Raw genomic sequence first — 23,869 nt, forward strand, 5'->3', positions numbered from 1 at the left:
ATGGAAATCCACCTCGATCGTCATTACCGGCCTTGTGCCGGTGATCCCGGCTCGAAAAGCGCCGCGCCTCATGGGATCGGGATGGCCAGCACGAGGCCGGCCATGACGGAGGGGTACGGTAAGAGGCAGACGCTCAGGATGGGGACTGAGATTGACGATCCAGCCTCTTATGCCGCCTTCTTCTCCGCGATGCGCACGAGGCTGCGCAGGATCGTGGTCGAGGCCTTGATGCGCTCGTCCGGGGTCTCGACGTCGCGGATGAATACGATCTTCATGTCGGGCCGCACCTTCGCGAACGAAGCCTGCTCGGTGACGTAGGAGATGAGGCCGCTCGGATTGGCGAAGGAATTGTCGCGGAACGAGATGATAATGCCCTTCGGCCCTCCATCCACCTTTTCCACGTTGGCGCGGCGGCAGAGCACCTTGATCGCCATGATCTTGAGAAGCTGGTCGACCTCGGACGGCACCGGGCCGAACCGGTCCACCAGCTCCGCCCGGAAGGCGTCGATTTCCTGATCGGTCTCGAAGGTCGAGAGGCGGCGGTAGAGGCCCAGCCGCAGCTGCAGATCGGCGATGTAGCTCTCGGGGATCATCACCGGCGAGCCGACCGCGATGGTGGGCGACCACTGATCCTCAGCCGGCTCCTCGATGCCGGCCTTGAGCTGCGCCACCGCCTCCTCCAGCATCTGCTGGTAGAGCTCGTAGCCGACCTCCTTGATGTGGCCGGACTGCTCCTCGCCCAAGAGGTTGCCCGCGCCGCGGATGTCGAGATCGTGCGAGGCGAGCTGGAAGCCGGCTCCCAGGGTATCGAGGGTCTGCAGCACCTTCAGGCGCCGCTCCGCCTGAACCGTCAGCGACTTGTTGGCCGGGACGGAGAACAGGGCATAGGCACGGGTCTTGGAGCGCCCGACCCGCCCGCGCAGCTGGTAGAGCTGCGACAGGCCGAACATGTCGGCGCGATGGACGATGAGCGTGTTGGCGGTCGGAATGTCGAGGCCCGATTCCACGATGGTGGTGGAGAGCAGGATGTCGTACTTGCCCTCGTAGAAGGCCGTCATGACGTCCTCCAGCTGACCGGCCGCCATCTGGCCGTGCGCCACCGCCACCTTCGCCTCCGGCACCTCCTTGTCGAGGAAGGCCTTCACGTCGCCGAGATCGTCGAGGCGTGGCACCACGTAGAACGCCTGCCCGCCCCTGTAGCGCTCGCGCAGGAGCGCCTCGCGGATGAGCAGCGGATCGAAGGGCGTGATGAAGGTGCGCACCGCCAGGCGGTCCACCGGCGGCGTCGTGATCAGCGACAGCTCGCGGACCCCCGTGAGAGCGAGCTGCAGGGTGCGCGGGATCGGCGTGGCCGAGAGGGTCAGCACGTGAACCTCGGCGCGCAGCTCCTTCAGGCGCTCCTTGTGCGACACTCCGAAATGCTGCTCCTCGTCGACGATGATGAGGCCGAGGTCCTTGAACTTGATCGTCTTGCCGAGCACGGCATGGGTGCCGATGACGATGTCGACCGATCCGTCGGCCAGCCCCTCCTTGGTCTTCTTCATCTCGGCGGCCGGCACGAAGCGGGACGCCTGGGCCACGTTGAGCGGCAGGCCCCTGAAGCGGTCGCAGAAAGTGCGGTAATGCTGGCGGGAGAGCAGCGTCGTCGGCACCACCACGGCCACCTGCTTGCCGCCCATGGCAGCCACGAAGGCGGCCCGCAGCGCCACCTCGGTCTTGCCGAAGCCGACGTCGCCGCAGACGAGACGATCCATCGGGCGGCCCGAGGCCATGTCGTCGAGCACGGCCTCGATGGCGTTGAGCTGGTCCTCGGTCTCGTCATAGGGGAAGCGGGAAGCGAACTCGTCGTAGAGCCCCTCCGGCGGCGTCAGGCGCGGAGCGTCCTTGAGGATGCGGGCGGCAGCGATCTTCATGAGCGCGCCCGCCATCTCCCGGATGCGCTGCTTCATGCGGGCCTTGCGTGCCTGCCAGGCCCCGCCGCCGAGCTTGTCGAGCTGGACCTCCGTCTCCTCGGAGCCGTAGCGGGTCAGAAGCTCGATGTTCTCCACCGGAAGGAACAGGCGGTCGCCGCCCGCATAATGCAGCTCGAGGCAGTCATGCGGCGCCCCCGCGGCCTCGATGGTCTTCAGCCCCTCGAAGCGCCCGATGCCATGATCCACGTGAACCACGAGATCGCCCGGCGTCAGCGCCGCGACTTCAGTGAGAAAATCCTGCGGCCGCTTGGACTTGCGCTTCTGGCGCACCAGACGATCGCCCAGGATGTCCTGCTCGCTGATGACGACGAGATCGGCCGTCTCGAAGCCCGATTCCAGAGGCCAGACACCGACCGGGATCTCGTTGCGCGGATAGGCCATCGCGTCCGAGAACCGCGCGATGGGCTTCGTCTGGCGCAGGTCGTGATCCTGCAACACGTGGCAGAGGCGCTCACGCGAGCCCTCCGTCCAGGCGCCGAGCATGACGCGCTTCCTGGCGGCCTGCAGGTCGCGGATGTGCTGGATGACGGCCTCGAACACGTTGGCGTTCTCGTCCGCGCGCTCGGCGATGAAGTTGCGGCCCTGGCGTGCCTCGCAGTCGATGACGAGACGACCGGCCGATTCCGGCAGCGCGAACGGCGTGAGCCGCGCGAGGGGAAGTCCCGCGGTGCGCTCGGACCATTCCTCGGGCTTGAAATAGAGCGCATCCGGCGGCAGCGGACGATAGGGCGCGACGCCGGACTGGTTCTGCCCCATGCCCTCGCGCCGTGCGTCGTAATAATCCTTCACCTGGGCCAGGCGCTCGGCGGCGGCATCGTCGGCCAGCGCATCGAACACGACCGGAATGCCCGGCAAATAGTCGAGCAGCGTGTCGAGATGGTCGTGGAACAGCGGCATCCAGTGTTCGAGACCGGGATAGCGCCGCCCCTCGCTGATCGCCTCGTAGAGCCGGTCGTCGCGGGTCGGTGCGCCGAAGGCCGCCACATAGGCCTGCCGGAAGCGCTTGATGCTCTCGGTGGTGAGCTGAACCTCGCTCATGGGCACGAGATCCAGGGAGCGCAGGGTCCCGACCGTGCGCTGCGTCTCCGGATCGAAGGCGCGGATCGATTCGAGCGCATCACCGAAGAAGTCGAGGCGAACCGGGTTGGGCAGCCCTGCCGGAAAGAGATCGATGATGCCGCCGCGCACCGCGTATTCGCCCGTGTCCCGAACGGTGCCCGTGCGCAGGAAGCCGTTGGCCTCGAGCCAGTTGATCAGCTGCGTCGTGTCGACCACGTTGCCGGGCGCCGCCGAGAAGGTCTCGGCCGCGATGCGGGATTTCGGGGGCACGCGCTGGACCAGGGCGTTCACGGTCGTCGAGAGGATGCGCGGCTTGTCCTCGGAGGTCTTGGAGCGGGCGAGCCGCGCGAGCGTCGTCATCCGCTGCGCGGTGATGGCGCTGTTGGGCGACACCCGGTCATAGGGCTGGCAGTCCCAGGCCGGGAACGTCAGGATCTCGATCTCGGGCGCGATGAAGGTGAGGCTGCTTGCGAAGTTCTGCTGCCGCTGCCCGTCGCGGGCGACATGGACCAGAACGGCCGGCCCCTCGACCTGCCCCGATAGGCCGCGCGCGAGATCGGCGACGGCAAGCGCGTCGAAGCCGTCCGGCACGCTGGACAGCGTCAGGCTTTGACCCTTCTTCAGGGCATCGAGGGCACGGGTTAGGGCTGGCTTCATGATGAGGTATCGGGTCTGAGATCAAGAAGAACGCGGGCGATTCCGCCCGGTTCGTCGAATGAGAGAAAAGAGGGATGGTGTAGTCCGACGCCGTGCTTCCTGTCATCCCTGTTGAGGTGTTTTGCTTCCTCTCACCGAGCATCGTCCTCCCACGTCATCACCGGCCTCGTGCCGGTGATCTCGATTGATTGAGGTTCAGCGTTCTTCCAATCGGGATGGCCGGGACAAGCCCGGCCATGACGGGGGAGCCTACATTCAAGTGCTCTTACTCTAAGTATCCAGCAAGGAATGAAGAGCCTTCGCGGGCAGGTCTTCAACTATGAATCGGCGAGGTGTGGGTGTGGAACGCCTTCAGCCGCTTGAACAGGGGCGTGTCGTAGTTCTGCGGGGTTTCGATTTCGCCCGTGATCCAGCCGAGAAGGTCCCGGTCGGTCACCTCGATCAGGCGCTCGAATTCGGCGAGGTCGTCTTCCGAGAGCTCGCCGATCTCCGCATCGGCGAACCGGCCCATGATCAGGTCCATCTCCCGCATGCCGCGGTGCCAGGAGCGATACAGGATCTGCCTGCGGCGGGTGTCGAGGCCGGCGCTGCTGCGTGTCGTTCCGCTCATGGCGTTGCTCCGATCTGATAAGATTGCGTCGCCTAAGGGCGGCTTGGCCGCTATATAACCATCTCCCTCCCCGTTGCCACCCGATTGAATGTCATTGCGTCCTTCCATTCTCGATCCGCTGTTCGCCCCGGCCAACACCCTGCCCGGCGTTGGGCCGAAGATCGCCCCCCTGCTGGACCGCCTCCTCGGCGAACCGGGCAAGCCGACCCGCGTCATGGATCTGCTGTTCCACGTGCCGACCAGCGGCATATCCCGCGAGATGAAGGGCTCGGTGGCCGACGCTCCCATCGGCGAGCCGGTAACGCTCTCCGTCACCGTCGTCGCGCACCGTCCCCCGCCGCCGGGACGCCGGGCGCCCTACCGGATCCTGGTCGAGGACGAGACCGGGGACGTGACGCTGATCTTCTTCAACGGCCAGAAAGCCCGTCTGGAAAAGCTGCTGCCCGTCGGCGAGCGCCGCTACGTCTCCGGCAAGATCGAGCTCTGGGAGGCAAGGCGCCAGATGGTCCACCCGGACCGGATCCTGGACGAGCGCGGCATCGAGAGCCTGCCGGCGGTCGAGGCCGTCTATGGCCTGACCGAGGGCCTCTCCTCCCGGATGGTCGGCCGCTACATCGGCGCCGCCCTCGAGAAGACCCCTCAGTTGCCCGAATGGCAGGATCAAGCCTGGCTCGACCGGAACGCGCTGCCCGATTTCCGGCAGGCGCTCTTGACCCTCCACAGGCCGGACAACGCCGCGCAGCTCTCCGAGGACGCCCTCGCCAAATCCGCCCCGCGCCGGCGCCTCGCCTATGACGAGCTGCTGGCCTCCCAGCTTGCGTTGGCTCTGGTTCGAAGCCGCATGCGGCGGCTGCCCGGCCGGGTGAATGCGGGCGACGGGCATCTGGTCGAGCGGTTGAAAGCCGCCCTGCCCTTCGGTCTCACGGGCTCCCAGGCGCAGGCCATCGAGGACATCCGGCACGATCTCGTGTCCGACAAGAAGATGCTGCGTCTGCTCCAGGGTGACGTCGGGTCCGGCAAGACCGTCGTGGGCCTGCTCACCATGGCGAGCGCCATCGAGGCCGGACGCCAGGCCGCCATGATGGCGCCGACCGAAATTCTCGCCCGCCAGCATTACGAGCGCCTGGCTCCCATGGCCGAACAGGCCGGGCTGACCCTTGCCCTCCTCACCGGACGCGAGAAGGGCGCGGCTCGCAAAGCCATTCTGGCGGGGCTCGCCGATGGCAGCATCCAGATCGCGGTCGGCACCCACGCCCTGTTCCAGGAAGGCGTCGCATTCCAGGATCTCGGCGTCGCCGTCGTGGACGAGCAGCATCGCTTCGGCGTGCACCAGCGCCTGGCGCTCGGCTCCAAGGGCGAAGCCGTCGACATTCTCGTCATGACCGCCACCCCGATCCCGCGCACCCTGGCGCTGACCTATTTCGGCGACATGGACGTGTCCGTGCTCAGCGAGAAGCCGGCGGGCCGCAAGCCGATCGCCACGAAACTGATTGCCATCGACCGACTCGACGAAGTGGTCGGCGGCATCGGGCGCGCCATCGCGAATGGCGATCAGGTCTACTGGGTCTGTCCCCTCGTGGGCGAATCCGAGTCCATCGATCTGGCCGCCGCCGAGGAGCGCTTCGAGATGCTGCAAAGCTTCTTCGGCGATCAGGTCGGCCTCGTTCACGGCAAGATGCCCGGCAAGGACAAGGACGCCGCCATGGAGCGCTTCTCCAGCGGCGAGACCAAGGTCCTCGTGTCCACCACCGTGATCGAGGTCGGCGTCGATGTGCCCAACGCCACGATCATGGTCATCGAGCACGCCGAGCGATTCGGCCTCGCCCAGCTCCACCAGCTGCGCGGACGCATCGGCCGTGGCTCGAAATCCTCCACCTGCCTGCTGGTCTACAAGGGCCCGCTGGGTCAGGTCGCCCAGGCCCGTCTCGAGATGATGCGCCAGACCGAGGACGGTTTCCGCATCGCCGAGGAGGACCTGCGCCTGCGCGGCGAAGGCGAGGTTCTGGGCACCCGCCAGTCCGGCACGCCCGGCTTCAGGCTCGCCCGCCTGGAGGTGGACGGCGACCTGCTCGGCGCCGCCCGGGACGACGCCCGCCTGATCGTCGATCGCGACCCCGATCTCGTCAGCGAGAGGGGGCAGGCTCTGCGGGTGCTGCTCTATCTGTTCGAGCGGGATTCCGCGATCCGGCTGCTGAGGGCCGGCTGATCGAGGCGGATCGCCATGATGCAGCGGCGGGCCGGGTCGTGCCCGGCCGCTGCCTCCTCCCGCAACTTCTCACGGTGCCCTGGACCGGCCTCACCGGGTTCGATCTCGGCGAAGCCCAACCGCGTGTAAAACGGTCCGTTCCATGTCAGGTCGCGGTAGGTCGTCAGCGTCATGGCACCGAATCCCAAGCGTCTCCCATGCTCGATGGCAGCCTCTACCAGTCGGGCACCAATGCCCCGACGCTGATGCGAGCCCCCGACAGACACCTCGGCGATGTAGAAGTGTCCATCCAGCTCATGCGCCGCGAGGAAACCGACCGGCTCGTCCCGCTCATCCACGGCAACCCACAATGTTCCGTCCTGACAAAGGGCCTCCAGGACCACGGGGTCCATCGTCCCGCCGTCAGCCAGCCAGGCCAGACCGACGCTCCTGAAGACCGATGCCGCCGAACGCTCGACGGCACCGAGTTTGCTCAGATCATCCGGCCGAGCGAGACGGATGGAGAACGTGGAAACGCTCACTCCACCGTCACGGATTTCGCGAGATTGCGCGGCTGATCCACGTCTTTGCCCATGAAAACGGCCGTGTGATAGGCGAGCAGCTGGATCGGTACGGCGTTGAGGATCGGGGCCACGATGGGGTGCACGGAGGGCATCACGATGGTCGCCATGGTGTCGATCCCGGCCTCGAGGGCACCGCGCTCATCCGTGATGAGGATGATGCGGCCGCCGCGGGCCGCCACTTCCTGCATGTTCGAGACCGTCTTCTCGAAGATGCTGTCGTGAGGCGCGATCACGATGACCGGCATCGTCTCGTCGATGAGCGCGATCGGACCGTGCTTGAGCTCGCCCGCCGCATAGCCTTCCGCGTGGATATAGGAGATTTCCTTGAGCTTCAGGGCCCCTTCCATGGCGAGCGGATAGGACGTGCCGCGCCCGAGATAGAGAACGTCCTTCGCCTTGGAGAGGTCGCGGGCCAGGATCTCGATCTGGTGCTCACGCTTCATCGCTTCGGTCATCTGGCCGGGAACGGCGACGAGTGCGTTCACCAGCTCCTTCTCCTCCTCCACAGTCAACGTGCCACGCGCCCGGCCGGCCGCGATGGCGAGCGAGAGGAGCACAGTGAGCTGGCAGGTGAAGGCCTTGGTCGAGGCCACGCCCACCTCCACGCCGGCGAGCGTCTGCGCGACGACGTTGCTCTCCCGCGCCATGGTCGAGGTCGGCACGTTCACCACGGACAGCGTGTGCTGCTTTTCGGCGGTGGCGTAACGGAGCGACGCGAGGGTGTCCGCCGTCTCGCCAGACTGGGAGACGAACAGCGCAAGCCCGCCCGGCTCAAGCGGGGCCTCCCGGTAGCGGAACTCGGAGGCCACGTCGATCTCGACCGGGATGCGTGCCAGACGCTCGAACCAGTATTTTGAAATCAACCCGGCGAGATAGGCCGTTCCGCAGGCCGAGATGGAGATACGCGTCAGATCCTTGAAGTCGAACGGTAATTCGATAGGCAGTTCAACCCTTTCTGCGGCGAAATTGACATAGTGGGCAAGCGTGCGGCCCACGACTTCCGCCTGTTCGTGGATCTCCTTCGCCATGAAGTGGCGGTAATTGCCCTTGTCGGCCAGGAAGGATCCGACGGGGATCTTGTGACGGACCCGCTGCACGGGCTTGCCCGTCTCGTCGCGGATGTCGGCCCCCCTGCGGGTCAGGATTGCCCAGTCGCCATCGTCCAGATAGGCCACTTCATCGGTAAACGGTGCCAGCGCCAGCGCGTCGGAGCCGAGATACATCTCACCATCGCCATAACCGATAGCGAGGGGAGCGCCGTGACGGGCACCGATCAGGAGATCCTCCTCGCCCGAGAATAGAAAACCGAGAGCGAAGGCACCGCGCAGGCGCGGCAGGGTCACGGCGACGGCCTCGATGGGCAGGCGGCCCTGGCGGATCTCGTAGGTCACGAGTTGGGCCACCACCTCGGTATCCGTCTCGGTCTCGAACCGGATGCCCTTCGCCTCGAGCCCGGTCTTCAGCTCACGGAAGTTCTCGATGATGCCGTTATGAACCACTGCTAGCTTGTCGGTGGCATGTGGGTGCGCGTTGGTCTCGTTGGGCTTGCCATGGGTCGCCCAGCGGGTATGGCCAATGCCGATCACGCCGGACAGAGGGGCCTGCGACAGCTTGGTCTCCAGGTTGCGCAGCTTGCCCTCGGCGCGCCGGCGGTCCAGCCGTCCCTCCTCCAGCGTTGCGACGCCCGCAGAATCGTAACCCCGATATTCAAGCCGCTTGAGAGCCTCCACGATCTGTGGCGCGACAGGCGTTTTCCCGACGATTCCGACGATTCCGCACATTCCCAGAAACTTCCTTATGCAATTCGACAGCGCTACGCTTGAGGCCTCTCTTTAAAGAGGCCTCGCCTCAGAACGGAATCAACTTGCGTAACCTATTGTGACAAGAGCGCTTATTTTTTAGCGCTTATTTTTCCTGGCGGCCTGGGCCTTATCCCGGAATTCGATGGCCCAGCCTTCCTTTACAATCTGACGTCCACGGCCAAGACCCAATGCGTTATCGGGGATATCGTCCGTAATAACCGAGCCGGAGCCAACGAATGCGCCCTTGCCGATGGTGATGGGAGCCACGAGCGAGGAATTCGACCCGATGAAGGCTCCCTCGCCGATTTCGGTCCGGTACTTGCCGAAACCGTCGTAATTGCACGTGATCGTGCCCGCGCCGATATTCGCCTCGGCACCGATGCTGGCGTCGCCAAGATAGGTCAGGTGGCTCACCTTGGCGCCGGCCCCGAGTTCCGTGTTCTTGATCTCGACGAAATTGCCGACCTTGGCCTTGGGGCCGATCTTAGCGCCGGGGCGTAAGCGCGCGAAGGGCCCGACACCCGCTCCCGATGCGATCCTCGTACCTTCCAGATGACTGAAGCTGTGAACGACCGCACTCTCCTCGACGACGACACCCGGGCCGAAGACCACATGGGGCTCCACCACCACATCCTGACCGAGCTGGGTATCATGGCTGAAGAAGACCGTTTCGGGAGCGATGAGGGTCACGCCGGATGCCATGGCCTCCTCGCGGAGACGGTCCTGGATCATGCGCTCGGCCGCTGCCAGTTGCGCCCGGTCGTTGACGCCGTGCACCTCCTCTTCAGGCACAATGGCGATGGCCGTCCGATGCCCGAGGTCTCGGGCGATCTCGACGATGTCCGTCAAATAATATTCGCCCTTGGCGTTATCGTTCCTGACCCGATCGAGCAGCATTAGCGCAAGGTCGCCGCGGATGGCCATCAGGCCGCCGTTGCAGAGGGTGATCTCCCGTTCGTCAACGCTGGCGTCCTTGTGCTCGCGGATGGCAAGAAGCTCTTCGCGCGACGTGATGAAACGGCCATAACCCGTGGGATCCTTTGCTTCGAAGCCCATGGCGACCACGCCGGCTCCCTGTGCCAACGGCGCCCGCAGCTTGGCGAAGGTCTCAGCCAGGACGAGCGGCGTGTCGCCGAAAGCGACGATCACATCGTCCGCTCCCAGTTCCAGAGCCTCGCGAGCACTCAGGACCGCATGGGCCGTGCCGAGCCGGTCCTTTTGAACGAAGATTCGCGCCTCGGGGAAACCCTTCTGAACCTCTTTAGCAACGTCCTCGCGATCCGGCCCGATGACCACCGCGACGCTCGTGGCGCCAGCCTTCGTGAGGGTCGCAAGCACATGCCCGACCATGGAACGGTTGGCGACCTGATGCAGGACCTTGGGCTTTCCGGATTTCATCCGAGTGCCCTCGCCCGCCGCCAGCACGACGGCGAGACAGCTCCGGGAAGAGGGCGTCTTAAAGGCATCAATCGAGGTCATACAGTTTCAATCCGGTGGCACTTTGCCGTGGAGCTAAATCAGAAGAGGTATTTCGGCAATCATTTCATGAGCAATGAGGTGGTTTCCGCCCCCGGCCTCGTTTACTTCATGCTCACGATTGACGATATGTATAGGGCATTCCAACTGTCTGGCTGAAGAGCCTCGTTCACACAAGAGTATCGCTGTGCCGGTTTCGCCAAGGGGTCCATCCCCTTTTCATCCTCGCCGGCGCGACATGCTGGCCTATATCGGCGTCTCCGTCGCCGGGCTTGCATACGCGCCAACCGCTCGAGCCCAAACACCCCAAGCGACGATTTCGGCAAGGATGGGCGAGAATCAGCGCTTCGATTCTGCGGTTGTGATCGATATTGCGCGACAGCTCTCCAAGAAGCCGTATGTGGCAGCCCCCAACGATCTGCCGGATGTCTTTGCCAACCTGAATCAGGAGCAGTACTCCGCCATCCGATACAACCAGCCGGCAATCTGGAGCACGGAAGCCCGTGGCATTTCCGTGGAGCCGCTCCATCGCGGCTTCGTCTTCAGGGACGCGGTCGATCTGTTCGTCGTGGAGGATGGTGCCGTCCGCCGGATCGGCTTTAGTCCTTCTCAATTCGATTATGGCCGCATCAACCTACCGAACAATATACCGGATATCGGCTATTCCGGCTTCAAGCTGATCGCGCAGCTCGGAAACGGCCGACCATTCGATTTCGCCTTCGTTCAGGGCGGCACCTTCTTTCGCGCTATCGCACGCGGCCAGACTTACGGCGCAATCGCGAGGGCTTTGACCTTGCGTCCGGCCGAATCGCGCGGCGAGGAGTTTCCGGTCTTCCGTGCTTTCTGGCTCGAGCGCCCCGCGGTGGGCAGCAACACCATCAGCGTACATGGCGTGCTCGATTCGGAATCGACCACGGGTGCGGTGCGCATGACGTTCCGCCCGGGCGACATGACCATCGTCGATGTGGAAACGACCCTCTTCCCACGCGTCAATCTGGAGCACGTAGGGCTGGGCGGCATTGCGTCGACTTACCTCTATGGACCGAACGATCTCCTGAACTCGGACGATATCAGACCAGCCGTCTACGAGTCCTCCGGTCTTCAGATGCTGAACGGCTCGGGAGAATGGCTGTGGCGTCCGCTGCACAATCCAGAAACGCTTCAGATCTCGGCTTTCGTCGACAGTTCTCCGCGCGGATTTGGCCTGCTGCAGCGGGAACGTTCCTATGATACATTCCAGGACGACGACCAGCACTTCGAGCGCCGTCCAAGCCTCTGGATCGAGCCTCTGGGCGATTGGGGCCAAGGCAGCGTTCAGCTGCTCGAGATCCCGACCGACGCCGAGATCAACGACAACATTCTCACCTACTGGCGTCCGAAGGCACCAATGACGGCCGGATCCGAGGTTGCCGTTGCGTATCGGCAGTACTGGGGATGGAACTCACCGGAGCGTCCGCCGCTAGCAACCGTATCGGCCACGCGCTCCGGCCGTGGCAGCGGGGGCCGGAGGCGGCGCTTCACAGTCGACTTTTCCGGAGATGCTCTAGGTGACAATTTGCCGGCGGACCTTAAATCGGTTCTAACCGTTGGCCCCGGGACGTTCCAAAACCTCAAACTTTTGCCATATCCGGAGCGAAAAACGGTACGAGTTGCGTTCGAGCTTGACCCGGGCAACGAAAACGCGTGTGAGATGCGCCTGATCCTCGAAGCAGGCGGGAAACCGATTAGCGAGACATGGCTTTATCGTTGGACACCGTAAGTCCCGACTCAAACCCGAATGTAGCCGCCCTGGAGCGGCCCGCATCCGCTATGCCCCCGAAAAGCGCCTCGACATGCCAACCCAGTCGCTTCGGCGCTGGTCGGAATCGGAGGAGCGCAAACCACTTCTGCGGCATCCCAAGCTGGGGACGCGGCTCGCCCGCCTCTTCGTTTTCGGAGGCGGATTGCTGCTGACGGCCTACGGCACCTACGAGATGTATCAGGTCGTGTCGGTGAGCCGTACGACTGCACTCCAGTGGGTGCTCGTTGCGCTGTTCACGGTCAACTTCTCCTGGATTGCGATCGCGTTCACCAGCGCACTTTTGGGCTTCTTCGCCCTGCTGAGGCGCCCCGGACATCGGGGACCTCTGCCTTCCTTGCTGCAGCAGCGCACCGCTATCGTCATGCCGGTCTACAACGAGCAAACGGACCGCACCTATGCCGCCCTGGAAGCGATCTATGAATCGGTTCAGGCGACGGGCCTTGGCGACCAGTTCGACTATTTCATTCTCTCCGATACCACGCACCCGGATGCCTGGGTGGCGGAAGAGCGTGCATTCCTTGCCTTAAGGGAGCGTCTGGGTCCTGGGGCGCGGTTCTATTATCGCCACCGGCAGAAGAACCATCACCGCAAGGCTGGCAACATCGCCGACTTCGTGTCGCGGTGGGGCGGGCATTACGAGCATATGCTCGTGCTCGACGCCGACAGCCTCATGACCGGCGAGTGCATCGTGCGCCTGGCCGCCGCCATGGAAGCAGATCCCGATGCCGGCATCATCCAGTCGCTGCCTCTCATCATCAACCGCAACACGCTCTTTGCCCGCGTCCAGCAATTTGCCGCCCGGGTCACCGGTCCGGTCATTGCCATGGGCCTCGCGGTCTGGATGGGACGCGACGGCAATTATTGGGGCCACAACGCGATCATTCGCACCAAGGCCTTCGCCGCCCATGGCGGCCTGCCCGATCTGAAGGGCAAGCCCCCGTTCGGTGGCCATATCCTGAGCCACGACTTCGTCGAGGCGGCGCTGCTGCGCCGCGCCGGCTGGTCGGTCTATATGCTGGCGGATCTGCAAGGGTCGTACGAGGAGAGCCCTCCCTCCCTCATCGATCTCTCGGCCCGAGACCGGCGCTGGTGCCAGGGCAATCTCCAGCACACGCGGGTCATTTCGGCCAAGGGCCTGAAGCTGCCGACCCGGCAGCACTTCGCCACCGGCATTATGTCCTACCTGGCCTCGCCGTTCTGGCTGTTCCAACTGATCGTCGGTATCGCGCTCGTCCTGCAGACCACTTACATCCGGCCGGAATATTTCGCCCGCGACTTCCGGCTCTACCCGATCTGGCCCCGGTTCGACCCCGAGCGAGCCTTGGCGCTCTTCGCACTGACCATGGGCATCCTGCTGGCACCGAAGGTTTTCGGTCTTCTGCTGATGCTCATTCGCGGCAACGACCGGCGCGCCTCGGGAGGCGGCATCCGGCTGATCATCTCGTCCACGATTGAGATCATCCTCTCTGCGCTCCTGGCGCCAATCCTGATGCTCATCCAGTCGGGCTCCGTGTTCCAGATCCTGCTCGGACGCGATACGGGCTGGCAGCCACAGCGTCGCGACGACGGGTCCATTCCTTTCAGGGACATCGTCCGCCGCCACCGGGCCCATACGGTTCTCGGCGCACTGGCGGGCATCTCCGCCTTCATGATCGCCACATCCCTGTTCCTGTGGATGTCTCCAACGATCATCGGCCTGCTGCTTGCCATTCCTCTCTCATGGCTCAGCGGCCAGCTCGGTGCCGGTCTTGCGCTGAAACGGCTCGGGCTTCTGCGAACCCCTGAGGAGTATCGGCCGCCGGCTATTGCGACACGCGCCAACGAGTTGCAGGCCCGCAACATCACCTTCGGCTTTGACGATGCCGACAGTATCCGGGCCATCTATGCGGATGCGAACCTGAGGGAGCGCCATATCGAAATGCTTCCGTCCGCCCAGCCTCGCAAACGCGGCGTCATCGAGACGGAACGGGCTCTAGCGGAAGCCAAACTCGTCGATGCAGAGACCATCGAGGATGCGGTCAGCTGGCTCCACAACAAGGAACGCATGGTCGTTCTCCACGACCGGGCGCTCATCGATATGCTCGTGCATCTGAAGGCCAAGCCCCCTGAGGCTCAGGCCGCAGAGTAACGATCTCTCAAAACCGGGGCTTCAGGTTCCGGTTTTCGTCTGGGCTGCGGGAAAGGTTCTTTCGCTGTCCCCTGCCACCTCACTCAACACCCAATCCCGGAAGGCCTCGATCTTGGCGGATCGCCTGCGAGCCTTTGGATAAACCAGCCAGTAGCTCCGATCCGTGGTGGCCAGCAGATCGAAAGGTTTCACGAGCCGCCCGGACGCCAAGTCGTCAGGGAAGAAGAAGGGGTTGATGAGCGCCACTCCCTGACCGGCGATGGCCGCCATGCCTTCGAACTGCTGCACCCCGAGCGAGTTGTCCGGACGCCGGGAGAGATCGACGTTCTTCACTCCTGCCGCAGCGAACCAATCCTGCCACCAAGGATCGCTCGGCGAGATGAGCGGAAGTTTGAGAATGTCGATAGGCTCCCGCACTTCGACGCCTTGGAGCAGCTCCGGGCTGCAAACGGGTATGAACTGGTTGGGAAACAGAACACGCGTCTCAAGACCCGGCCAATCGCCCGTGCCGCTCCGGATTCCCATGTCGAACTCGCTTTGAGAAAACTCCACGATCTCGGTCGAGACTGCGATCTGAACCGCAATGTTCGGATGCAGCTGCCGGAACCGTCCCAAACGTGGCACAAGCCAATTGGATGCAAAGGTCGAGAGGGTGGTAATCGACAGAACCGTCTGGACCATCTCCTCGACGCCTTCGAATGCGTTCCGCAAAGCCTCGAAAGCTTCGGTCACAGCCGGGGCGAGTTGGCGCCCTTTCGCCGTCAGCGTCACTTGGCGGGGCAAGCGGATGAAGAGCGGCGCCCCGACCCGATCCTCGAGGATCTTGATCTGGTAGCTCACGGCAGCCTGCGTCATGCCGAGTTCCTCGGCGGCGCGGGTAAAGCTCTGATGGCGTGCTGCCGCCTCGAAGACTCTGACGGCACTCATCGGGGGAAGTTTCGACGGCAGTTTAGACATAGCGACCCATAAGCCTGCCTTATGCCAGCCCATTGGCATTTGCTTTGTCAAGCTCCTCCTGCAGGCGCATCTTCAATCTCATCACCGAGGGCGCTGAAGCCCAGGCAAACAACCACGGTAGGCTGTCATGAGATACGAAGATGCCCGCCGCCTTCGCGGCGTCGAGAGCGCTTGGCTGCATGTGAAGCTCTGGCTCCGGCCCGTTTTCCAGAGAAAAAGGCCGATCATCTCCGACTTGAGCCAACTCTCTGATCATGAGAGACGCGACATCGGCCTCCCTGAACCGATCCGCTACATGGATTGGCGCGCCCTGAAGGACGAGAAATAGCCTGGCGGTCAGGACGTCAGGCGGCTTGGCTTGAGCTCTCCGCTCTGTTCGAGGAGCGAATGTCCGGTCGAGGCGATATGGGCCTCGATGCGTTTGAGATCGCGCACGATATCGAGCTGAAGCACGCTCGTGTCGCCCACCGTCCTGCCGGACCGAAGTTGTTCGAGATGTTTCTGGGCGACCGCGCGCTCAAGATCGCGGAACCGCTCCTTCTCGGATACAAGCCTGCGGGCGGAACCGAGGTCCTGGAACATGAGCACTGAGGCCGCAAGCTGCAGATGCTCCAGAAGCTTCGCATGCATGCTGGTGATGTCTTCCAGGCTGTCCTTCGGCAGGCGCAGGTGGTTCTTGATGCGCTTGGCGGCCAATTCCATCAGGTTCTTGTCGATAATGTCCCCCACATGTTCCAGGTTGATGGCGAAGGCGAGGATGTCGAGAGACGCTTCGCCTCCGTCTCGCTCAGGGACTCATGGTTAATCGAGCTCAGATAGCGGCGAATCGCGCTGAAAAGCCGGTCCAACACGTCGTCCGTGCGGCTCACCTGGTCGACCCGGCTGATATCGTCCTCGCGGAAGAGATCCTGGGAACTCCGTAACATGGATTCCACCGTGTCGACCATGCGCAGGACCTCGCGGGCCGCATTGGAGAGGGCAACGGACGGCGTATCGAGGGCATCCTTGTCGAGGTATTGCGGTGTGCCCGGATCAGAGGCGCGGAGCTTCTCCGGAAAGGCCTTGAGCAACAGCTGCGCGATCCAGGGCAGCGGCAGGATGAATATTGCAGCGACCATGACGTTGAACAGCGTGTGGAAATTCGCCGCCAGCCGGGCCGGGTGCGGGTCGAAAATCGACATTGCCGACAGGATCGGGTCGATCAGCGGCAATGCCACGAGGCAACCGATAACCCGCATGGCGAAATTACCGAATGGCACGCGCAGTTTGACGGGATCGCCACTGGTGCCTTCCAGCAAGGGGTTGAGAGAGCTGCCGAGATTGGCGCCCAGCACCATCACCAGAGCCGAATGAGCATCGATGACGCCGGCGCCTGCGAGCGACATGATGAACAGCAACGCGGCGACGCTGGAATGGGCAAGCCATGCAAAGATTGCTGACAGAAGCACCAGGATCAGCGGATCAGGCGCAATGACGGCCAGGAGGTCCTTGATAACCGTCGACGATTCGATAGGCCTAATCGTTTCACTCAGGAGATGAAGCGACAGCAACATCAGCCCGAGGCCGATGGTCACTCGTCCGAGATCCTTGATCCGGCTTGTTCTTCCTCTCCGGTAAGCCACGAAGCCGCCGAAGATCAGTGCCGGGAAAATCAGGGACACGTCGAACGAGAGCACCTGCACGATAAGCGTCGTGCCCACATTCGCGCCGAGCATCACGGCCAGGGCCGGAATGATGTCGACCGCCCCTCCGGCCGTAAAGGATGCCACCATCAAGGCCGTCGCCGTGCTGCTTTGCAGGACCGTCGTCACACCGACACCGGCGAGAAAGGCTTGCAGGCGCGTCCTCAGCGCCACCCCAAGGATCCAGCGCAGATCGCTGCCGAAAGCGCGTTGAACCCCGCTATTGACCATGTTGATGCCCCAGAGAAGCAGGGCAATCTCACCGAAAAGGTGGATCAAGACCGAGGTTGCAGACATTCAGTCCTCTGGATTCGAGAAATACGGCACAATCCTCTTGCTTACCCACCAATCGGCGCAACCGCAATAAGGTTGCCGGCTAATAATGACCATGTACCGGAGTAATCTCCAGAAAATCGCCTTGAATGCTCCCTCATGAAGATGCTGTAGCCGGGAAAACTCAACCTTGTCGCCATGGACGCCCCCGCATCCTGCCAGGCAGCGCAGCTTAGCCATTAGGGTTTCGGCATAAACTCAAAAACCGCAAAGCCTTAGCCGATACCAATTTGGCTACTCCTAACGCATGCCGTCATCCCCTTAAGGTCGTCTGCTCTTTTCTTCGTATAATCGGTACGCATGGAGTGTCCTACAAAGCTAAGTTCCAAGGCGGTTCGGGCGTTGATTGACGGTATCTCACTGGTTGGTGTGCGAGGGCGCGAGATGGGTTTGGACGATCCATTTCCAATTGAGAAATGCTCCGGACGCGTCCGGGGAGCCATTCTGGCGGAATTTCAAGGACGGTGTCCCACCATCCGCGAAGTTGCCAGCATTTCAGATGCCCAATGGCTGACCGTCCCCAATATCGGCCCGACGACATTGGAAGAGTTGCGCAGCATGACGCACCCTGTCCCCAACGGAGAATCCCGCCCGAATCCAACAGGGATGCCGGACGGAGAGTTGCTCTCGCGACTCAACCGCCTGCAACGGGAGCTGAACATCATCGTCGGAGAGATCCGGGCACGCTTCAGTGCCGGGATCTCTAAGAAAAATCAGCCGCGGTAAGCTTAGAATCCTGCACGTCTGAAAGATCGTGATCGAAGCGATGCCGAGTGCAGCATGGGAAGCAATCGCATGAGAGCCTCGGACCCACTTTTCGGTCCGAGGCTCAATTCCCAAAGTAGCGCATCGATGGCTGCGGAAAACCGGGTCAATTTTTCGCTGACGCGGATCTCTGGTTCCGCACGATGCGCTAGCCTTCCAAAACTGATCTTCGATCAGATTTAACGATCTAGATCGCGAAGGACAGGCTGGCCCGGGTCCCCATGTGGTTCTGATCGAACTCGATGGCCGATTGCAGGTTGGATGCCATGGCTTTCACGATCTTCGTGCCAAGGCCGCTTCCCTGCACCACCCCGGTGCCTTTCCACCCGATCCCGTCATCCTCGACAACAAGCACCGCATGCCCGCCTGCAGAAGACAGGGCAACACGGATATCCCCCGTCCTGCCGGCGGGATAAGCATATTTGAAAGCGTTCGTGACAAGTTCTGTTACGATCACGCCAACGGAGACCGCCTTGTCCGTCGGAATCGAAATCGTCTCAGCCAACAAGGTAATCGTGTGCTCGCGCCCCGCGGCACGCATGGCGCCCTCGAGTTCCTCGACAAGACCTTGCAGGTAGGTATCCATCTCGACGAACCGCACGTCGTTCGAGGTGTAAAGGCGCCGGTGGATCTGCGAGATGGCCGTGATGCGGCTTTGGGTTTCCCGCAACGTGTCTCTCGCGACGGTATCGCTGCCGAGCGCCCGCTGCTGCATGGCGACGAGGGACGCGACCAGCTGCAAACTGTTTGCAACGCGATGATTCACCTCGCGGAGCAGCATCTCTGCCCGCTCCCGCGCCTCGCGCATTTCCCTTTCGGCGGCCTCCTTCCCCTGGCGGAGCCTTTCGGCGGCGAGCGCCTGCTCGGCAGCCGTCCGAAGGAGATCGAGGAAAACCCCGCCGACATCCTTGATGACGTAGTCGGCCGCGCCCGCCTTCAGGGCGGCGACCGCAATCCTCCCCTCATCTGCTCCGGTCACGTAGACGACCGGAGGCGGATTGGAGAGGGTCCGGATTTCGGTGAGAACCTCGAGGCCTTCCTTGCCGGGCATGAAGTGATCGAGCGCGATCACGTCGAAATGCTCGGCGGCAAGATGGTTCAGACCCTCATCGCCGCTGAGGGCATGTCTGACATGAAAGCCGTGGCGTGACAGGGTGCGCTCGACGAGCCGGCCAAGGCCGTGATCGTCATCGATATACAGAAGCCGGATCGGTGGGGTTTCCGAGACGCCCTGGCTCATAGGGCTTCGGGAACCTGAATGACCGAAAGGAAGAGCCCAAGCTGGCGGATGGCCTGCGAGAAGGACTCGTATTCCACCGGCTTGGTGATGTAGACATTGGCACCGAGGTCGTAGCAGCGCTGCACTTCGCGCCGATCATCCGTAGTCGTGAGCACCACCACCGGAGCACGTTTCAGCTTCTCGTCGCTTTTGAGTTTGGCGAGAATGTCGACCCCGTTCATGTCCGGCAGGTTGAGATCGAGCAAAACCAGGAAGGGACCGGCATTGCGCACCGCTTCGCTGAACAGGTGCTCCAGGGCAGCCGTCCCACTGGTGAAGGTGCGAAGTTCGTTGTAGACGCCCGCCCGGCGGATGTTCTTCTCGATCAGGCGGGCATGTCCCTCATCGTCCTCGACCATGATGATGGTGACGGGCTGTTGGAGGGGCATCAGGCGGCTTCCGAACTCATGCTGATATAGCTTGGCAGGACGACGGTGAAGATCGAGCCCTCGCCCAGCCGCGACGATACGGAGATCGTACCGCCGAGCCTTCGCACAAGAGCGCGTACATGTGCAAGCCCGATTCCCTCGCCCTGCTGATCCTGGACTCCGGAGCGCCGGAACAGATCGAAGATCCTCTCGAAATCCTTCGGATCGATGCCCCGCCCGTTATCCTCGATCTCATAGATAACATTCGCCCCGAGATGCCGCCCCCGGACCGCAATCCGGCCAGGGCGGAGGGGTAAAGGTATTTTACCGCATTGTCGATGAGGTTTCCGAAGATCTGCTCGATGGCCAACCGGTCGCTGGTGAGATCGGGAAGGGGCTCGATCAGCAGTACCGCGCTCCGCTCGTGCAGCTGATGCGCAACGCTGTGGCGCTGGGCCTCGAGCAGTTGGGCCATATCGATGGGCTCGGGAGCCAGAACCCGCCTTCCCTCACGGGACAGTTTCAGGATCGCACGGATCAGCTTGTCCATCTTCACGGTCGAGGACCGGATGAATCCGATCGCCTCGGGCAGATCGGATTCGATAGCCGCGCGTATTTCCGGCGAGATCAGGTTGGAATCCGTTTGCCGAACATTCCGGTAGAACCGCTCGATCTCGGCCTGCGCCCCTTCGAGCTCGCTCGTGAAACCCATGACGTTGACGAGCGGAGCCCGCAGATCATGGCTGACGATATAAGCGAAGCGCTGAATCTCTTCGTTCGCGGCATCGAGTTCGGTCACCCGCTCCGCCAGGATCGATGCCAGTCGGCGGGTTTCCTCCTCGGTGCGCAGTGCACGCTCGCGGCTCTCTCGAAGCGCGTCTTGAGCCTGCCTGAGATCATGGATGTCGGTGCAGGTTCCGAACCAGCGTTTGATCCGCCCTTCCTCGTCACGAACCGCCTGGGCCCGTCCGAGCACCCATCGGTACTCACCGGAGCGATGCCGCAACCGGTATTCGATGTGGTACAGCTCGCCCGTCGCAAGGCAATGGCGCCAGACGCCCCACGCCCGCTCCTGATCATCCGGATGGAACATGCCATTCCAGGCCTCGCCATCGGTCGAGCCTTCTGGAACGCCCGTATACTCGTACCAGCGCTGGTTGTAGTAGTCGTGATGCCCGTCCGGCTGCGTCGCCCAGATCAGCTGGTCGATTGAATTGGCAATGGCGCGGAATCTCTCTTCGCTTTCGCGCAGGGCCTCCTCGCTGCGTTTCAGCTCAGTGACATCATGACCCTGCACGAAGATTCCGGACACCTGTCCATCGGGATCGAAGATCGGCTGATAAACGAAATCGAGAAAGCGCTCCTCCCGAACATCCCCGGAGGACTGCCTCAAGTGAACACGGATGCTTCGGCCAACGAAAGGCTGACCGCTGTGATAAACCCGGTCGAGAAGATCAATGAAGCCCTGCCCTACCACCTCCGGCAACGCGTCCCGGACGGGCTTCCCAACAATGTTCTCACGACCGATCAGCTGGAGATAGGCCGCATTGGCCATGGTGAAGACGTGATCGGGCCCGCCGAGGGCGGCCATGAAGCCGGGCGCCTGCTGGAACAATCCTCGCAGGTGCTGTCGCTCCTCACTCAGAGCTTGGTTGGCTTCCTGCACGGCCTGCGCGCGGCGGAACATATCCGTTTCGATCAGCGCGGAGGGACCGGACGGCAGGATTGTGGTTCTCGCCAGGTTCCGCAGCCGATGTAGTTCCGTAACATCGACCGTGTGCTGGAGAATGAAGGTCATCTCGCCGTTGTGGTTGAAGAGCGGCGTATGGGTCGCACTCCAGTAGCGCTCCTCGAATCCCTGGCCGCTCGGCAGCGGAATGGCGTACTCGATCAACGATAGATAATCCGCGGTCTTCTCCCGGACGACTTTCTCAAGGGAACCTCGCAGTTGCCGGTGGCTCGAAGAATCGGGATCGCTCGGAAATGCCTCGAACATGTTGCGTCCGAGCAGGTCCTCCCGCTTGCGCATGGTGACGTGGAGATAGGCGTCGTTCATCCCGACAATGGTGAGCGAGAGGTCCAGCAGCACGTAAGGGTTCGGAGACGCGCTGAAGAGCGCTTCGAAATTGATCGTCTTCAATCACTATGCTGGGCGGCCGCCAGCCCCCTCGTTGTTGCCTGACAGAGTTTGTCCGTATTTAGGCGGCTCACAGCCAAGTGCCATAGGGCGCGACAATCACCCTGTACCTGTGACCAATCCGACACTCAAAAGCCGCAGCGGCCATCCCGAGCGAGTGGCGTGAGTGCCCGCTCAGGGCTCGTATCCGATCTGGACCCGGCTAGCCGCCTGCCGCGCCCGCTCGCGCGCTTCCTCCACCGTACCGCCGGAGGCCAGAGCGACCCCCATGCGGCGGTGCTTGCGGGTGGTCGGCTTGCCGAAGATACGCACCTCCACGTCCGCGTCCGCCGAGCCCAAGACGAGGGCATTGCTCAGCCCTTGAATCGTAAACCGCTCGGCCTCCCGGTTGGCCAGGATCACGGCCGAGGCGGTGGGACCGTGCAGTCGAACCTGTGGGATCGGCAGACCCAGCACGGCGCGGGCATGAAGGTCAAACTCTGACAGGTTCTGGGAAAGAAGTGTCACGAGGCCCGTGTCATGAGGGCGGGGGAGAGCTCGGAGAAAACCACCTCGTCACGGGTCACGAAGAACTCGACGCCGAAGATCCCGTAGCCGCCGAGATTATCGACGACCTTCCGGGCCATTTCCTTGGCGTCGTCGAGCAGCTTCTCGGTCATGGGGGTCGGCTGCCAGGATTCCTGGTAATCGCCTCGCTCCTGCCGATGCCCGATGGGTTCGCAGAACGAGACGCCCTCACGCGAGCGGATCGTCAGCAGGGTGATCTCGTACTCGAAGGCGATGAACTCCTCGACGATCACCTTCTTCCGGTCCCCGCGCATGTTCGCCACGGCATCGTTCCAGGCCAGTTCCAACTGATCGGGCGTTCTCACCGTGCTCTGTCCTTTGCCGGAAGAGGACATAACCGGCTTGATCACACAGGGCAGACCCGTGTGCTCGGCACCTTCCCTCACCTCCTCCAGGCTTTCCGCATAGCGGTACTTTGACGTGCGCAGACCAAGTTCGGTTGCGGCAAGCTCCCGAATCCGGTCCCGGTTCATGGTCAGCGACGCGGCTCGGGCGGAGGGAACGACCGTAAATCCCTTGTCCTCGAAATCCTGCAGCACTTCCGTGCGGATCGCCTCGATCTCCGGAACGATGAAATCGGGCCGATGCTTCTCGATAGCGTTCCTGAGGGCACCCGCATCGAGCATGGAATACACCTCGGACTCGTCCGCCACCTGCATGGCGGGAGCGTTCGCATAGCTGTCACAGGCCACCACGTAGCAGCCATAGCGCTTGGTCGAGATCACGAACTCCTTGCCGAGCTCGCCCGATCCCAGGAGAAGAATCTTGGCTGTGAACACGGTAATGCCTTTCGTTCAGGACTTGGGCCGCTTTGCCTGGGTGACAACGCGCCAGACTTAATTCCCCTGGTACAGAAGAGCCAGCGCTTTGAAGCATCCATGGCTGAGACAGGCCGCAGGGTCGAGTCCCGGTTCTTTCAAACCGGCAACAGACGGTCCTTATTCACATAGGATAATCTCAGTCCTGGTTCCTCTTTGCTGATCCGTCTGAAACCCGCTGCTTTCGGCATTTTAACAGCACACCATGGATCAAGTTTCCCTTGCGTAGCGTTCAACAGCAGCGACAGGGTTTCGGCCTCGCTTGCACTGGATGCAGCCCTGCCGCCTCAATCGCGCATTACGCAATCCCAGGTTCAATGGGTTAAGGGGTCTGCGCAGGAGAAGCCCAATGCCAGCCAAGAAGAAATCATCCGAGAGCCGGAACCGGCGCGTGACCCGGGTCGAACCTCCCGTCCTCGAGGAGGCGGTTGTCGCGGCACAAGGGCTGACGGATAACATCGAAAGCCAGGTCGAGATCGCCGCACAGCTCATGGGACTGCCGGAGGATGAAGTGCGTCCCGTCGTGCTGAAGTCGGTGCCCCAGCCCCGCCGTTCCGAGCGCCTGCCCGAGCGTATGATCATGTCTGAGCGGAGCGAAGGCCCGAAGGTCGTGGTGGTCGAGCGCAAGCGCCCCCGCCTCGTCATGCCGAGATAGTTCCCTTATCCTCTCACCCCGTCCGGACGCGCC

General features: G+C 62.7%; 19 protein-coding genes and 1 pseudogene. 6 read left to right on the forward strand and 14 right to left on the reverse strand.

Annotated elements, in window-relative coordinates; genetic code table 11:
- Positions 1-167: 167 nt before the first annotated feature.
- Together mfd and ACD578_RS09905 are read right to left on the reverse strand one after the other, a co-directional pair.
- Positions 168-3,689, reverse strand: coding sequence for a transcription-repair coupling factor (gene mfd / locus ACD578_RS09900; protein WP_404292677.1), 3,522 nt, complete (start codon positions 3,687-3,689; stop codon positions 168-170).
- A 313-nt stretch (positions 3,690-4,002) separates the two neighbouring features.
- Positions 4,003-4,299: a succinate dehydrogenase assembly factor 2 gene (locus ACD578_RS09905; protein ID WP_404292679.1), complete on the reverse strand. Its 297-nt coding sequence runs from the start codon at positions 4,297-4,299 to the stop codon at positions 4,003-4,005.
- An 88-nt stretch (positions 4,300-4,387) separates the two neighbouring features.
- Here ACD578_RS09905 and recG point away from each other — a divergent pair, with 88 nt between their 5' ends.
- Positions 4,388-6,505 (forward strand): ATP-dependent DNA helicase RecG, encoded by a 2,118-nt coding sequence (gene recG, locus ACD578_RS09910; RefSeq protein ID WP_404292681.1) that lies wholly within the window; start codon positions 4,388-4,390, stop codon positions 6,503-6,505.
- On the opposite strand, the gene ACD578_RS09915 is transcribed toward recG, so the two are convergent.
- From ACD578_RS09915 to glmU, 3 genes are all read right to left on the reverse strand, one after another.
- Positions 6,457-7,026, reverse strand: coding sequence for a GNAT family N-acetyltransferase (locus ACD578_RS09915; RefSeq protein WP_404292682.1), 570 nt, complete (start codon positions 7,024-7,026; stop codon positions 6,457-6,459). The genes recG and ACD578_RS09915 overlap by 49 nt on opposite strands.
- Entirely contained in the window at positions 7,023-8,849 is a 1,827-nt protein-coding gene (glmS, locus tag ACD578_RS09920; RefSeq protein ID WP_404292684.1) for a glutamine--fructose-6-phosphate transaminase (isomerizing), read from the reverse strand. Before glmS ends, ACD578_RS09915 begins: the two co-directional genes overlap by 4 nt.
- A 117-nt stretch (positions 8,850-8,966) precedes the next feature.
- Positions 8,967-10,349: a bifunctional UDP-N-acetylglucosamine diphosphorylase/glucosamine-1-phosphate N-acetyltransferase GlmU gene (gene glmU, locus ACD578_RS09925; RefSeq protein ID WP_404292686.1), complete on the reverse strand. Its 1,383-nt coding sequence runs from the start codon at positions 10,347-10,349 to the stop codon at positions 8,967-8,969.
- Between the two features lie 325 nt (positions 10,350-10,674).
- On the opposite strand from glmU, the gene ACD578_RS09930 reads away from it, so the two are divergent.
- A complete protein-coding gene (locus tag ACD578_RS09930; protein ID WP_404292688.1) occupies positions 10,675-12,105 on the forward strand; it encodes a glucan biosynthesis protein in 1,431 nt (476 codons plus the stop codon).
- A gap of 73 nt (positions 12,106-12,178) precedes the next feature.
- A complete protein-coding gene (gene mdoH / locus ACD578_RS09935; RefSeq protein WP_404292690.1) occupies positions 12,179-14,275 on the forward strand; it encodes a glucans biosynthesis glucosyltransferase MdoH in 2,097 nt (698 codons plus the stop codon).
- Positions 14,276-14,296: 21 nt separating this feature from the next.
- Here the strand turns inward: mdoH and gcvA are convergent, their stop codons facing one another.
- Positions 14,297-15,232, reverse strand: a complete 936-nt coding sequence (gene gcvA, locus ACD578_RS09940) for a transcriptional regulator GcvA (RefSeq protein ID WP_404292692.1) — start codon at positions 15,230-15,232, stop codon at positions 14,297-14,299.
- 127 nt (positions 15,233-15,359) lie between these two features.
- Here gcvA and ACD578_RS09945 point away from each other — a divergent pair, with 127 nt between their 5' ends.
- A complete protein-coding gene (locus ACD578_RS09945) occupies positions 15,360-15,560 on the forward strand; it encodes a hypothetical protein (protein ID WP_404292694.1) in 201 nt (66 codons plus the stop codon).
- Between the two features lie 8 nt (positions 15,561-15,568).
- Here the strand turns inward: ACD578_RS09945 and ACD578_RS09950 are convergent, their stop codons facing one another.
- Complete coding sequence (locus ACD578_RS09950) at positions 15,569-15,934, reverse strand: PhoU domain-containing protein (protein WP_404292696.1); 366 nt, start codon at positions 15,932-15,934, stop codon at positions 15,569-15,571.
- Positions 15,934-17,211, reverse strand: coding sequence for a Na/Pi cotransporter family protein (locus ACD578_RS09955; RefSeq protein ID WP_404292698.1), 1,278 nt, complete (start codon positions 17,209-17,211; stop codon positions 15,934-15,936). The genes ACD578_RS09950 and ACD578_RS09955 overlap by 1 nt, the downstream gene beginning before the upstream one ends.
- A 420-nt stretch (positions 17,212-17,631) precedes the next feature.
- Here ACD578_RS09955 and ACD578_RS09960 point away from each other — a divergent pair, with 420 nt between their 5' ends.
- The gene (locus tag ACD578_RS09960) at positions 17,632-17,973 is read left to right on the forward strand and encodes a hypothetical protein (RefSeq protein ID WP_152712152.1); all 342 of its coding nucleotides are present in this window, start codon (positions 17,632-17,634) and stop codon (positions 17,971-17,973) included.
- A 226-nt stretch (positions 17,974-18,199) separates the two neighbouring features.
- Here the strand turns inward: ACD578_RS09960 and ACD578_RS09965 are convergent, their stop codons facing one another.
- The 6 genes and pseudogenes from ACD578_RS09965 to purT all read right to left on the reverse strand — a co-directional run bounded on the left by ACD578_RS09965 (position 18,200) and on the right by purT (position 23,142).
- Entirely contained in the window at positions 18,200-19,252 is a 1,053-nt protein-coding gene (locus tag ACD578_RS09965; RefSeq protein ID WP_404292700.1) for a histidine kinase dimerization/phosphoacceptor domain -containing protein, read from the reverse strand.
- A complete protein-coding gene (locus tag ACD578_RS09970) occupies positions 19,249-19,680 on the reverse strand; it encodes a response regulator (protein ID WP_404292702.1) in 432 nt (143 codons plus the stop codon). Before ACD578_RS09970 ends, ACD578_RS09965 begins: the two co-directional genes overlap by 4 nt.
- A complete protein-coding gene (locus tag ACD578_RS09975) occupies positions 19,680-19,982 on the reverse strand; it encodes an ATP-binding protein (RefSeq protein WP_404293774.1) in 303 nt (100 codons plus the stop codon). Before ACD578_RS09975 ends, ACD578_RS09970 begins: the two co-directional genes overlap by 1 nt.
- 608 nt (positions 19,983-20,590) lie before the next feature.
- Positions 20,591-21,799: pseudogene (locus ACD578_RS09980) on the reverse strand (PAS domain-containing protein); the annotation flags it as partial.
- A 171-nt stretch (positions 21,800-21,970) separates the two neighbouring features.
- On the reverse strand, positions 21,971-22,303 hold the full coding sequence (locus ACD578_RS09985; RefSeq protein WP_404292704.1) for a hypothetical protein: 333 nt from the start codon (positions 22,301-22,303) through the stop codon (positions 21,971-21,973).
- Positions 22,300-23,142, reverse strand: coding sequence for a formate-dependent phosphoribosylglycinamide formyltransferase (gene purT / locus ACD578_RS09990; RefSeq protein ID WP_404292706.1), 843 nt, complete (start codon positions 23,140-23,142; stop codon positions 22,300-22,302). The genes ACD578_RS09985 and purT overlap by 4 nt, the downstream gene beginning before the upstream one ends.
- Before the next feature lie 388 nt (positions 23,143-23,530).
- Between purT and ACD578_RS09995 the strand changes: the two genes are divergently transcribed.
- Complete coding sequence (locus ACD578_RS09995; RefSeq protein WP_404292708.1) at positions 23,531-23,836, forward strand: hypothetical protein; 306 nt, start codon at positions 23,531-23,533, stop codon at positions 23,834-23,836.
- Positions 23,837-23,869 lie beyond the last annotated feature (33 nt).

The sequence above is a fragment of the Microvirga sp. RSM25 genome (genome assembly GCF_044784385.1).
In the GTDB taxonomy this organism is placed as follows: domain Bacteria; phylum Pseudomonadota; class Alphaproteobacteria; order Rhizobiales; family Beijerinckiaceae; genus Microvirga; species Microvirga tunisiensis.

Bases quoted from the DNA above. Each gene is read 5' to 3' on its own strand.
- recG (WP_404292681.1), top strand. From the start codon at position 4,388: ATGTCATTGCGTCCTTCCATTCTCGATCCGCTGTTCGCCCCGGCCAAC.
- glmU (WP_404292686.1), bottom strand. From the start codon at position 10,349: ATGACCTCGATTGATGCCTTTAAGACGCCCTCTTCCCGGAGCTGTCTC.
- ACD578_RS09965 (WP_404292700.1), bottom strand. From the start codon at position 19,252: ATGAGCCAGGGCGTCTCGGAAACCCCACCGATCCGGCTTCTGTATATC.
- ACD578_RS09945 (WP_404292694.1), top strand. From the start codon at position 15,360: ATGAGATACGAAGATGCCCGCCGCCTTCGCGGCGTCGAGAGCGCTTGG.
- ACD578_RS09905 (WP_404292679.1), bottom strand. From the start codon at position 4,299: ATGAGCGGAACGACACGCAGCAGCGCCGGCCTCGACACCCGCCGCAGG.
- mdoH (WP_404292690.1), top strand. From the start codon at position 12,179: ATGCCAACCCAGTCGCTTCGGCGCTGGTCGGAATCGGAGGAGCGCAAA.
- mfd (WP_404292677.1), bottom strand. From the start codon at position 3,689: ATGAAGCCAGCCCTAACCCGTGCCCTCGATGCCCTGAAGAAGGGTCAA.
- gcvA (WP_404292692.1), bottom strand. From the start codon at position 15,232: ATGTCTAAACTGCCGTCGAAACTTCCCCCGATGAGTGCCGTCAGAGTC.
- ACD578_RS09960 (WP_152712152.1), top strand. From the start codon at position 17,632: ATGGGTTTGGACGATCCATTTCCAATTGAGAAATGCTCCGGACGCGTC.
- ACD578_RS09950 (WP_404292696.1), bottom strand. From the start codon at position 15,934: ATGGAATTGGCCGCCAAGCGCATCAAGAACCACCTGCGCCTGCCGAAG.
- ACD578_RS09930 (WP_404292688.1), top strand. From the start codon at position 10,675: ATGGGCGAGAATCAGCGCTTCGATTCTGCGGTTGTGATCGATATTGCG.
- ACD578_RS09955 (WP_404292698.1), bottom strand. From the start codon at position 17,211: ATGTCTGCAACCTCGGTCTTGATCCACCTTTTCGGTGAGATTGCCCTG.
- ACD578_RS09970 (WP_404292702.1), bottom strand. From the start codon at position 19,680: ATGCCCCTCCAACAGCCCGTCACCATCATCATGGTCGAGGACGATGAG.
- ACD578_RS09995 (WP_404292708.1), top strand. From the start codon at position 23,531: ATGCCAGCCAAGAAGAAATCATCCGAGAGCCGGAACCGGCGCGTGACC.
- glmS (WP_404292684.1), bottom strand. From the start codon at position 8,849: ATGTGCGGAATCGTCGGAATCGTCGGGAAAACGCCTGTCGCGCCACAG.